9 protein-coding genes and 1 pseudogene are annotated in these 11,932 nt (G+C 63.4%); 3 read left to right on the top strand and 7 right to left on the bottom strand.

The genetic code is table 11. The features are described from left to right. Positions 1-140: 140 nt before the first annotated feature. The gene (locus tag ACSSVZ_RS25875) at positions 141-1,925 is read right to left on the bottom strand and encodes a relaxase/mobilization nuclease domain-containing protein (protein ID WP_453973748.1); all 1,785 of its coding nucleotides are present in this window, start codon (positions 1,923-1,925) and stop codon (positions 141-143) included. A 14-nt stretch (positions 1,926-1,939) separates the two neighbouring features. After that, complete coding sequence (locus tag ACSSVZ_RS25870; protein WP_453973747.1) at positions 1,940-2,611, bottom strand: plasmid mobilization protein; 672 nt, start codon at positions 2,609-2,611, stop codon at positions 1,940-1,942. Between the two features lie 904 nt (positions 2,612-3,515). On the opposite strand from ACSSVZ_RS25870, the pseudogene ACSSVZ_RS25865 reads away from it, so the two are divergent. Further along, positions 3,516-3,659, top strand: a pseudogene (locus ACSSVZ_RS25865) (IS5/IS1182 family transposase); the annotation flags it as partial. Positions 3,660-3,763: 104 nt separating this feature from the next. On the opposite strand, the gene ACSSVZ_RS25860 reads toward ACSSVZ_RS25865, so the two are convergent. The 4 genes from ACSSVZ_RS25860 to ACSSVZ_RS25845 all read right to left on the bottom strand — a co-directional run bounded on the left by ACSSVZ_RS25860 (position 3,764) and on the right by ACSSVZ_RS25845 (position 8,133). Next, positions 3,764-4,978, bottom strand: a complete 1,215-nt coding sequence (locus ACSSVZ_RS25860) for a PrpF domain-containing protein (protein WP_453973746.1) — start codon at positions 4,976-4,978, stop codon at positions 3,764-3,766. A 51-nt stretch (positions 4,979-5,029) separates the two neighbouring features. Continuing rightward, positions 5,030-6,025, bottom strand: coding sequence for a tripartite tricarboxylate transporter substrate binding protein (locus ACSSVZ_RS25855; RefSeq protein WP_453973745.1), 996 nt, complete (start codon positions 6,023-6,025; stop codon positions 5,030-5,032). A gap of 95 nt (positions 6,026-6,120) precedes the next feature. Further along, complete coding sequence (locus ACSSVZ_RS25850; protein ID WP_453973744.1) at positions 6,121-7,629, bottom strand: tripartite tricarboxylate transporter permease; 1,509 nt, start codon at positions 7,627-7,629, stop codon at positions 6,121-6,123. A gap of 9 nt (positions 7,630-7,638) precedes the next feature. Then, complete coding sequence (locus tag ACSSVZ_RS25845; RefSeq protein ID WP_453973743.1) at positions 7,639-8,133, bottom strand: tripartite tricarboxylate transporter TctB family protein; 495 nt, start codon at positions 8,131-8,133, stop codon at positions 7,639-7,641. Positions 8,134-8,545: 412 nt separating this feature from the next. On the opposite strand from ACSSVZ_RS25845, the gene ACSSVZ_RS25840 reads away from it, so the two are divergent. Both ACSSVZ_RS25840 and ACSSVZ_RS25835 read left to right on the top strand, forming a co-directional pair. Further along, positions 8,546-9,787 carry an alpha-hydroxy acid oxidase gene (locus ACSSVZ_RS25840; protein ID WP_453973742.1) on the top strand — a complete coding sequence of 414 codons (1,242 nt, stop codon included), beginning with the start codon at positions 8,546-8,548 and terminating at the stop codon, positions 9,785-9,787. 258 nt (positions 9,788-10,045) lie between these two features. Continuing rightward, positions 10,046-10,972, top strand: a complete 927-nt coding sequence (locus ACSSVZ_RS25835; protein ID WP_453973741.1) for a GntR family transcriptional regulator — start codon at positions 10,046-10,048, stop codon at positions 10,970-10,972. A gap of 437 nt (positions 10,973-11,409) precedes the next feature. Here ACSSVZ_RS25835 and ACSSVZ_RS25830 read toward each other — a convergent pair whose 3' ends face one another. Then, positions 11,410-11,865: a zincin-like metallopeptidase domain-containing protein gene (locus tag ACSSVZ_RS25830; RefSeq protein ID WP_453973740.1), complete on the bottom strand. Its 456-nt coding sequence runs from the start codon at positions 11,863-11,865 to the stop codon at positions 11,410-11,412. Positions 11,866-11,932 lie beyond the last annotated feature (67 nt).

Genomic DNA, 11,932 nt, shown 5'->3' with positions numbered 1-11,932 from the left:
ACGCCCGCAACCTGAAGCCCGCGGATCAGCAACCGTCGGTTTTAGATATCATCCCGTAGTCCGTCCGTCACTTCCGAGCGCTCGCGCCTGAACAAGACGTGGCGGCCGCCGGCCGTTGCATTTGACCGTGACGTTGACGCTCACCGTCCCCTTTCCCGCTCTCTTTCCCTCTCCCGCTCGTTGTGCTTGCGCCATGCCCGATGGAGCTGGTCGATGCGCTCGTCGGCAAGGCGGCTCTTCTCGAACATGCGGTGATTGACGCGATCGAGGGCGCGGGCCCGCAGGCGGATCGAGCGCTGGAGGTAGCGTTTGACCAGATCACGGTCGCCAACCTGGGCCTGGAGATGGCGGTAGTTGGAGCGCACGCGCTCGGCGGCGTGGCGCGCATCGATCGCCTTCTGACGGGTGTCTTCCAGCTCGGCCTGGGCATCGCGCCAGCGGGTCCGAGCCTTTGTGAGCGCCTCCCAGCTCTTGGCGGTGATGCGGCCTGATCGGTGGGCTTTCTGCTCGCGGGTGTGGCCGCCAACCAGGCCGGGCTGCTTGCGGACCAGCTCGGCCGCATCGCCGACGCCGAGCTCTCGCTCAAGCTGGGCCCAACGTGCGTGCGCCTTTGCCGGATTGGCAAAGAGCGTCTTCATGTGATGCAGCATGCGGTCGTAGCTGACGACTTCGCGGCCGCGGTTGCGATCGAGCGCGTAGGAGCGGCTGCGCATGGTGCGCTCGGCCTGCTGGATCTGTTTCTGCGAGGTGGTGAGCGTCTCGTCGAGGAGCGCCCAGCGACGATACTCGAAGTCGGCAGCCTCGACACGGTGGAGACTGTCCAGGTCGCCGCGGTCCCGACCCGGGGTGTCGCGCGTCTCCCGCCAGTCGGAATGGCGCCGGGCGGCCTCGGAGAGTCGGTCCTCATGGGAAGTGGGTCCGCTCTGGCTGTCTGCCTCCGACCGGGTCGACCCGTCCCGTGTTCGCTCAGTCACGAGGTCCTTCGCCTCACGCGCATAGTAGTCGGCGAAGCGTTCGCCGAAGCGGTCTTCCAGCTCTTTCAGGCGGACGGTCTTGCCGAGCTGGGAGAGCTTGGCATAGGCGCGGCCGTCGGTGACGATCAGCCCCTGGCCCTTGGCGCGCAGATAAAGGCCCTGGGCCGCCAGCCGGCCGCTCAGGTTCGCCCAACTCGTCTCCTCGCGGAACGCCGGGGCGAGGCTGGTCTTGAGCTCGGCCAGCGCCTCCCGGTCGAACGGCGCCTTCGGTTCCCGGCCCTCCCGCTGGGCCGTGCGATATTCGCCATCGGGAACAGGCCCCGTCCGATCGTCGGCATGGCCACGCTCGTGCTCGCGATCCCGGCTCCGCTCCTTCAGCGCATTGAGGCCGCGCTCTTCGGCGATCTCCCGGCACAGGGTGGTGAGCCTGCGCCCGATGTTGCGCTGGCTCCAGGCCCGGCCGGTCTCGGGATGAACCCGGTTCACCAGGAAGTGGAGATGGGGATGTTCACGGTCGCCATGGGCGTAGATCAGCATCTGATAATCGTTCAGCCCGAGCTTCTCGGTGAGCTCGCCGGCAATCTCCCGCATGGAGTCGGGATCGACCCGGCCACGGCGGGCATCCTTCGGGTCGAAGGCCACAATGAAGTGGAGCGCCGGCTGGCGTACCCGCTGGGAGCGCTCGGCGGTAATCGCCATAATACGGGCTGCGTCTTCCGGATCGGTGGTCCCAAGTCCGCGCTCTTCAACCCAGAGCACGCGCTCGCCACGGGACCCCGGGCTCGACGTCTCGCCAAGGCGACCGCCGTCGTCGCGTCCGCCCGAACGTCCCGCACCGCGCTCCGACTCTCGCGCCCGCTCGGCCTCGCGATGCTTGCGGGTCTGGCCCGCCAGATAGAGGGCGGCCGCCCGGAAGCTCACCGGCTGTTGCTTGCCCACCTTGAACCGCATGACCGCTCTCCGACTCAGCGCTCGGGCGACGCTGTCGCCCAGACGCAGTCCTCCAGCGGCTTGAGGGCAGCGGCCACGGCCTCGAGCACGGCTGCCTCTTCCACCTCGGTCACCGCATGGCCGGCGTTGGTACGGTAGGCCAGCCCGTTCAGCAGGTGGCCGGCACGGTTGATCGGATCCAGCAGCTCTTCCATGGCCTCGGCCCGGTCCACCGCCCGGACGCAATCGCGCACCAGGATCACCGCCACATGGGTGCGCCATTCCAGGTAGTCGGGATCACCCAAACTCATTGCGAGCTGGCGGAAGTTCGCCCCCATGGACTGAAGCTCGTAGACCACCTGCTTCAGAGCCTGCGGAGCCGCCGACCGACCCCGGGGCCGAGCACCGGACAGCACCAGGCGCACGTAGCGACCAAGGCTCATGCCACGCTCTCGTGCGAGCGACCGCAGCCGGTCCAGCTCCGCCACCGTCATCCGCACCCGGATCTTCGCGTCGGTCTTCAGCCGCTCGAAGCGCCGCCGGTACGGCCGGCGCCGCGCGCCCGCGAGTACGCCGCGCACATAGTCGGCCACGGACGTGCCGCCGCGCGCGGCGCACTCGGCGATAAAGGCGCGCTGGGGACCCGGCAACCGCACGTCCAGGATGGCAGCCTGGCGGGCCTCCGCGGCAAGCGCCCTACGCCCCATGACGCACCTCCCGGACGCGCCTCGCGTCCTCAAGATCCGTCCCGGCTTGAGCCCCCGTCAGGGGGCGAATGCCGGACAGGTTGGCCCGTTTATGAGCCGTCACCGCCGCCAGTCTCTGGCGAGGTGATGCGAATAAATGTGGGACAACGTACATCTTGCCTCCCGCATACGTCTGATGTTTACCCTGAACCTGTTATGGTAACTCAGGGCAAAAACCGCAATGCGGGCGCGAATAGTTTATTCAATACTTAACGAATACGCTCAATGATGTCCAGCGCGTTCTACGGCGACCAACACGGGACAACAGAACGAAGGGCGGCAGGCCCGACCTCGCCGCTCATCGGATCTCCCTGCGCCGGAGTGGGAGATGCATAGAAGCTAGAACGAGGCAGTTCCATCAGTTCGCACCCCGTCTGACGGAGATTGCTACGGGTCGGTGATCGCGGATCCAGGCGCGCTTCTCTGCGATCATTCGCGCCAACGAGCCTCCCCTTTCAGAAACTCGATCTTGAGCGCCTGACTCCCCACGAGCCGTTCGAGCGCAGCAATCCGCGTCTCGTATTCAGGCAGCAGTTCTTCTTCAACCGAGTCGTCGTCGATCTCTCAGGGCTCGTATTTCTCGATCCAGATCGGGATCAGAGTCCCGCAAACATCGCATCTCTGGCTGAACTCACGCATCGACTCGCCATTGAAACAGGCCTCGATAACCTCGCACGGCCTCGCGGTACTGTTCCGGCGAGGTCTCTTCGTCATGGGGCTTTCCTTATCAGGACCCCGGCCGGGTCAACATTTCGGGGCCAAACTGTCCAGCCGCAGGGGCGCGCTCCAAGTGTGCAGACGACCTTTACGCCGCCCGCGGCCGGACTATCCCGCCGCTACCGTGGTCGAAGTTTGCACCGGCGCTCTCAAAGAGCCCTTCGGCTGGGCCAAGGCCGTGGGTTCGATGGCCCAGAAGACGCTGCGCGGCACCGAAAGGCTCGGCGCGCAGTTCACGATGACCACGGCCGCCTGTAACCTGACGAGACTGCTGAAATTGCTGGCAACATGACCAGAAGCAACAAGGGAAGGCCGGCAAAATGCGCCCTGAGCCTCGAGCTCGGAGCAGGGTCCATCCCGCCTGATCAGGGCAGCGTTCCCGGCAGCCGCGTCCTGCTAATGCTCGTGGCGAAAGAAGGCCTTGCCGTCCATCAGCAAACGAGCGGTCCGCCCGATGCGTGCATACGCAACGCTCGCTTCGGCACGATCCAACGCCGCATCGGCGGCCAGGATGCCAGAGGGATGCCCCGTCCTGACGGTGAAAGCGTCCCCGGCCACGATGCTGGGATCCACACACGAGTTGGACACGGTGCCGGGAATGCCCGTCGCAACCGTCGTCGCAATGCTCCCCGAGGCCGGATAGGCCTTCGAAAATTCGAAGCGCGCGAAGGAGCGCGAAAACAAGTCGTAGGCCTCCGCCGATACGGTGGCCCCATCCGATTGCGTGTAGTCCCGTGGTGGCGCGACAACGTAAAGTAAAGGATTGACGCTGATCTTCATCAGCTCCGACAAATCCTGGCCATCGCCGAAACCTATTTTGCGACAAGCTGCAGCGCGCGTGTTCTCTAGTCGCTGAACCAACGCCTCGTCCGCCTGCAATGCAGCGACTGGCAGGTCTGGCGCAAGGCCGACATCCTCGGCCCGCACGAAGATATGGAAATTGGCCATATCGATGAGGCTCATGTCTAGAGGTCCAAGCCCGTCGACATCGACGCGGTCGATCGGATTGCCGGTGGGCAGGACCCCCTTCCCGAACACGGCGCCGGCAAAATCAACGAAGTCCAGGTCGAGCCGAGCCGATGTGCCCGGCACGCCGCCGATGGCGTAGTCCCCGGTAACGTCGGGCGCTCCGCCACGCAGGGGCACACGGGCGATCAGCCGCCGCCCCAGGTTGACCTGGTGGATACGCACTTCCAGCGCATCTCCGTCGGGGCGGCCCATGCCCTTCAGTGCCGCATAATATGCGGCTCCGGAAGACAGATTACCGCAGTTCGAGGTCCAGTCGATCTTGGGAAGGGCCTGATTGACCTGGCCGAAGAGAAAGTCGATGTCGCAATCGTCGCGGGTGGGGGGGCCCATGACGCCGACCTTGCTGGTCAGCTTGTCCGCCCCGCCCAGCCCATCGATCTGGCGGGCATCGGGGGACCCGAAGATCTTCAGGATCACCGCATCCCTTTGCGGACCGGCCGGCGGCAAGTCTTCCCGCTCCAGATACACACCCTTGGACGAGCCGCCCCGAATGATTTTGGCGCTGACGAAATCCATGTTGAACTGCGAGTTGGCAGACACAGCGAACGGTCCTTTCCAGGTGACGGCCACAGGCTGGATCATCCCCCGCCCGTTGGAATGAGGCCCTTCCGCCGCGACGGAAGGGCCCATGGATCAGTGGATGAGGCCGGCTTTGGTGAGCTGCACCTCGGCGAGCGACATCAGTCGGCCGACGAAGGCCTCGTATTCCTCGGGGCCCATGTCGCTGTTCTGCACACCAGCCGCCTTCGCATAGGTCTGATAGGACTCAGACTGCATTGCCTTGTGGAAGGCGTTTGCAATCTTCTGCTGCAGTTCGAGCGGCATGCCCTTCGGGCCGTAGATGCCGCGGATTTGCTGCCAGCTGGTGTCGGCTTCAATGCCCTGTTCGGCCCAGGTCTGCATCTCGGGCAAGGTCGTCAGACGCTCGTCTGCCAGTACGCCCAGACCCTTCAGGCGCCCGGCATTGAACAGATCGACCACCGGTCCCAAGCTATTGATGCCGACATCGACATGACCGCCCAGCACGGCCGCCGAAATGTCGGGCGAGGATTCGAAGGCGACCCAATTGAAGGTCACGCCGGTCGCCTCTTCAAGCATGGCGATGGTGATGTTTGGAAAGGACCCGACAGGTCCGAAGCCGCCTATATTGACCTCGCCCTCCTTCTCCTTGGCGAGTTCGATGAGATCGGACAGGTCGTTTAAGGGCGAGTCTTTGCGCACGAAGAGTATCGAGGAATCGATCTGCGCCAAGGCGATCCACGAGAAGTCATCCGGCGAGAAAGTGCCGCGCAGGTTGGTCAGCATGTTGGTGAAATGGGTGACCGTATTGGCGCCCAGCGTCAGCCCATCCGGCTCGGCTGCGCGGATCCTGCTCATCTGGGTTGCGCCCCCGCCGCCGGGGGCATTCACGACAATCAAGGACTGACCGATTTCCGGCTCCAACGCCGCGGCCAGGGTGCGGGCGAACACGTCGGTGCCCCCGCCGGGCTTGGTATGGAGGATCAGTTCGACCGGACCCTCCGGCTGCCATTCGTCCTGAGCCGCTGCCGCGCCGGCGGCGATGAGGGCGACGGCCACCCCGCATGTCAGGTTGCGGGCCATATGCCTGATGTTCTGTGTCAGCGTCACGACAGTCACTCCTTTGGTTGGTTTGAGTGTTGCGCTGGCCGATCCGCAAGCGGATCGATGCTGCGCTCCGGTTCTCTCTGGGGACTTTCGGCGGATTATTGCTGAGACACTTCGCGCGGTGCGGCCTTATCGCGGTGCCGGAGGCGCGACAGCACGGGCACGCAGAGGATCAGGGCCGCGAGGGCGAGCAGGGTCATGGTGATCGGCGAGTTGTAGAAGATGGCCATGTCGCCCTTGGCGGTGATCAGGGCGCGTCGGAAATTGGTCTCCATCATCTCGCCCAGAACCAGGCCGAGGATGATTGGTGCCAGCGGCACCGACATCTTGCGCAGGAGGTATCCGAGGATACCGAAGACCGTCATCACGACGACAGGAAACATCGTGGTTTCGGAGGCATAGGCACCGACGAAACAGATGCTGGTGACGATGGCGGCGATCGCGGGATTTGGGATCTCGGCGACCCGGGCCCAGAGCCGCGCCCCGGCTAGGCCGATCAGGATCATCACCGGCACGCCGAGCCAAAGCGACACGAACAGCGTGTAGGGGATCTCGGGCGTGTTGGTGAACAGCAGCGGGCCCGGCATGATCCCATGCACCATGAATGCGCCGATCAGCACGGCGGCGGTCGCCGACCCCGGAATGCCCAGAGCCAGTAACGGTGCAAGAGCCCCAGCGACGGCAGCGTTGTTCGCGGCCTCCGAGGAGGCGACGCCCTCGAGCGCCCCGTGCCCGTAGGCTTCGGGCGTCTTCGAAAGACGCTTGGAAACACTGTATGACAGAAACGACGCAATGGCGGGTCCGGCGCCCGGAATGACGCCGATCGCGTAGCCGATGACTGAGCTCCGCAGCACCGCGCCCTTGAACGGCATCATCGCCTTGGCCGGCAGGGACATCAGGCCGGTGCCGCGTACGCTCTCTGCCTTTTGGGCGATGCCTTGCTCGACCATGACCAGGACTTCGGACAAGGCGTAGAGCCCCAGCAGGACGGGGACGAGAGGCAGACCTTCGAACAATTCGAAATGGCCGGCGGTAAACCGCGGAACGCCGGTCTGAACGTCCAGACCGATAGTGGCCAGGATCAGGCCGATGCCCATGGCGAGCGTCGCTTTCAAGGCAGAGCCACCGGCCAGGCCGGCCACGAGACTGAGACCCAGCAATGCGAGAGCGAAATACTCTCCGGGGCCGACTTTCAAAGCCAGTTCGGACAGCGGAACCGCGGTCAGCACCAAGAACGTCGAGGCGACAAAGATGCCAGCGCCCGAGGCGACGATGGAAACGCTCAATGCCTCTCCGGCGCGCCCCTTTTTCGTGAGAGCATAGCCGTCCCAGGAGGTTGCGACCGCCGCCGGCGTGCCGGGCGAGTTGATGAGGATGGCAGAGATCGCTCCGCCATATTCGGCCGCCGCGTAGAGCGCGACCAGCCCTACGATCGAGACGACCGGGTCCATACCGTAGGTGAACGGGATCAATAGCGCGATGCCGAGGGTGGGACCGAGCCCCGGAATTGCGCCGATGATGTAGCCGAACGTGGCGCCGAACAGCAGGGCCAGCCATGCCATGGGATCGGCAAATGCGGAGGCGCCCAAAAGCAGATTTTCAAGCATGACGCACTCTCAGGGCAAATTGACGGAGAGTCCGAGCACGAACACGCCATAGATGAAGCTTGTGATCGCCACCGGAACACCGATCAAGTGAAGCAGGCGGCGCTCTCCGCACGCCAGCATGGCTATGATCGACAGGGCCAAGACGCTGATCGGCGCGCCAAGTTTCTCAAATCCGCAGGCGCCCGCGACGAAAAGGCAGACCGTGGCCAATACACTCAGCGGCCGCTTGATTGCCACGGACCGACCCGAAGCGCCGGCGAAGACCCGGTAAGCGGCCAGGGCGATGATGCTGATCAGGGTCAGCCCGGTGGCCCATGCCAGGATGAGAGGAAAGGCGGCCGGGCCAGGATCGATTTTGTTCAGCGGCACGGCGATCCCGTCCGCCGTGAGGTAATACCATACCCACCCGGCAGCGATGCAGGCACCAAAGGCAAGATCGAGTACGGGCGCAGGCACGCGCACCCCTGACGCGCCGGCAGGCGCGCTGCGGTCCTCGGGGTTCATAGACTTCCTCCCACCACCGGCAGAATGAGCAGTGCCGATGCCGCAGCAAGACTGCACTTTTCGCTAATTAAAGGCAATACGGATGGTCCGTCAATAGCCTTAGAAATTTTAGCAGAGATCCGAATAGTCTCTTAATATACTGAAGTAACTTGTCTATTTCAGAAAACTCGAATCGAGTCGGGAGCCAAGCGCAATCCCGCTTCGAATTTCACCCTTCAAAAATTGCTCATATCCTTGGTAAAGTGCAATCTGAAAATCGATTTTCGGCGAGCGCTGGGTGGAGGAGGGGCTGACCATGGATGAGACCGCAGCGAAACCGATCAAGGGTTCCGCCCCACAGGCTGCGCCGCGCCGGCGCTTTGTGACCTCGCGTGTTCCGGACCGCGAACACCGCACTTAGGAGTGCCGCCCCATGCTGGATCAGTCCAGTGAGACCTCAGTTGCCGTCAGCGAGCGAAAGAAGCCCGCGACGGCGCGGAGATTGCGTTCGATCTACGCGTTGCAGGACTTCGAGAAACAGGCTCGCCAGCTGCTGCCAAGGTCAATCTTCGGCTACGTGGGCGGGGGCGTCGAGACGGATTGGAGCCTGAACGAGAACAGGCGCGCATTTCAGGATTTCGCGTTTCAGCCGCGGATCCTACGCGATGTATCAGACCGCTCCCTGGAGACTACGCTATTCGGCGAAAGGCTGGCGGCGCCAATAGGCATTGCGCCCATGGGTTTCTGTGCCCTCGCCGCATTCGACGGGGATGTCGTGCTGGCGCGCGCCGCCCGTGCGGAAGGCGGGTTCGCCATCTGTTCGGCCTCTTCACTCACCCCGCTGGAGCGCGTCGCGCAAGAAGGTCGGTCGAAATGGTTCCAAGCCTACGTGCCGGGTGACCAGGGGCGGATAGAAGCACTGATTGAACGGGTCGCGGCTGCCGGTTACGACCGACTGGTGATCACCGGCGACGTACCTGTATCGGGCAACCGCGAAAATAACGCTCGCAACGGCTTCGATGCGCCGTTTCGCATGACCCCGCAGCTGATCTGGCAGGGCGTGACCCATCCGCGCTGGACCCTCGGCACCTTGGGACGCGAATTTCTACACCGCGGAATGCCGCATTTCGAGAATATGGAAGCAGTTCAGGGCCCGCCGCTGTTCGCGTCCAACGTGACGCGCTCCCGCATTGCGCGCGACAAGCTTAGTTGGCGTGACATCTCCTTCATCCGCGCGAACTGGCAGGGCAAACTCCTGGTGAAGGGCATCCTGCATCCTGACGACGCCTTGCGTGCCATGGACTGCGGCTGCGATGGCATCGTAGTTTCGAACCATGGCGGGCGGCAATTGGATGGCGCGATCTCCCCGCTGCGCGCCCTCCCCCAGATTCGCAGGACAGCGCCCGATCTTCCCCTGCTCTTCGACGGCGGCGTTCGGCGCGGTACCGATATCGCGAAGGCCTACATGCTGGGCGCTGACTGCGTTCTGGCCGGTCGGCCGTTTCTCTACGCGGCCGCGACGCACGGCGAAGCCGGGGTGCGCCACGCGATGACGCTACTGCTGAAAGAGCTCTCGACCACAATGGCTCTGCTGGGCGTATCCTCGATGGAGGAGCTTCGCAGCGAACCGCTGCAATCGGCCTATCCTTCAAGCCCACCCTCGACGGGCAGCTAGGACCGCCACGTCGGCACCGCCTCGAAGAGAGGCCCGAGGAGATTGCTTTTACGGGCGCGGCCGTGCCGCGTCTTGCGAGACGATGCGTCAGGTTGCCAGGTCCAGGCGGCAGAGCCGTCGAGGCGCCATGTCTGTTCACCGCTCAGACGATCAGATAGCCTAATCTACAATGCGCCTGCCGGACGGGTATCGGTGCGCTTGCCTCCCCCGATTTCCGGAACCGCAATGGGTCGCGGCAGGGTTACGATGGAATAGTCTATGGCCGAAATCTCGCGGAAACGGCGCTCTTCGGACAAGTCCAACCTCAACGTTCAATTGGTGGACCGAATCAGCCGGCATCTTCAGGAAGGACACTTCGAACCGGGCGACCATTTGTCCACGCAGTCGCTGGCCGACCAGTTCGGCACCTCGCGCACGCCCATTCAGAAAGCCCTGGGGATACTTGCCAAGAAGGACGTGATCCGTCGCGTCGCCAATCGCGGGTATTTCGTCACCGAGAACATCTCCAGCCCCGAGGCACTGAAGGACATCGGGCCGGATCAGACCACTCAGGTATACTTCCAGATTGCCAACGACGTGATGGACCGAAACCTGCCTGAGATCGTGTCGGAATCGTCCTTGCGCGACCGCTACGGCCTGTCTCAGGTGGCCACACGCAACCTACTGGCCCGTATTCAACAGGAAGGGTGGATCGAACGTCGCCCCGGTTACGGCTGGCAATTCAACGAGATGCTGACCACGCCCGATGCCCTGGCACAGAGCTACCGGCTGCGCCTTGCGCTGGAGCCGGCCGGACTGCTCGAGCCGAAATTCCAGATCGATACCGAGGAACTCGACAAGCTGGAGGACGCGGAGCGCAATTTCCTGGGTGGCGGCATCGAAACGGCGTCGGGCGAGCAACTCTACGAGCGCGGGTCCCGGTTCCATGAAACCCTGTTGGCCGCCAGCGGGAACCAGTACATGCTGGACACGCTCAAGCGCATGAACAAGATCCGCCGCCTTATCGTCTATCGCACGATGATCGACCGGGAGCGGTACTATGGCCAGTCTCGCGATCACATCGAGATCATCGCCCTGATCCGCCGCGGCGAAATGGAAGCGGCTTCAGCTTACATGCGGTATCATCTGTTTAAGACAAAGATAAACTACGAAGCGTTGGGCGATTTGATATCGGCAAAGATCTAGGATTACTTTATGTTTTTTCGGCGGGTCACTTTTGAGGATACTCACGAGGCTTCTTCGGTAATTCATGGAGGCCCGCTTTCGGCGGGGTCGGCCAGAATCCCAGGACCGCCGCCGCAGCCAAGTCTCCCAGCCGTTCGACAAGCAATTCTAAACGCGCTGGCACAGCCAAGCAGATCTTCGGCGGTCGATGCAATAAGAGATCTGCTAGCGGTTTTGGACTCTCGATCACAGCTCTTGTCATTCAACAGATGAGCGGTTCGTATCACCTGGAAAACCTCAGGGAGACGGCCTCGATGTTAGCATCACCGGCTGACGTGGCCAATTTGAGAACCAAGGACTGTCTGCTTTGGCAGGCGCGACACGAAGTGCGTCGAATGCTCCCCATTCCGGAGCGCAAGCATGGACGGCAGCTTCACCCCAAGCACAATTCCACAACCTCACGCGACCACCTGTTCGGTGGCCGCCTCCGCCTCTCCCGACGCGTCGTCCTCCTCCCCGAGACCGTGCAGGAACTGCACGGCCTGTTGGGCTTTGGAGGCTGCGGTGAAGATGGCGCGGGTGTCGTTCTTGAGGACCTTGAGCCAAGTGGCGACGTAGGCCGCGTGATCAGGACGGGGATCCAGGCTGATGTCGAGGTCTGCGCAGAGGAAGGCGGCTCCGAGTTCGGCGACGAGCTCCTCGGCGGCATAGGCTTCGCTGCCGAAGCGGGTCTTGAGGATCCGGTCCAGACGGTGGGGGACACCGCTCCAGTGAACCAGCTCGTGACAGAGGGTGGAGTAGTAGGCCTCGCCGGGCGTGCTGGTCGGGCTGCCGCGGAAGGCCTCCTTCGGCGGCATCTGGATGTGATCGCTCGCGGGCCGGTAGAAGTGGCCTGCTCCCCGGCAAGTGGCCACTGTTGTGAGTTAGATTTCGGCTCCAACATTGGAGCTGAGAATGCCGAAGAAGCGCTATTCCCCTGAA

The organism is Amorphus sp. MBR-141 (genome assembly GCF_053628695.1).
This window is presented reverse-complemented; position numbering and strand designations above follow the sequence as displayed.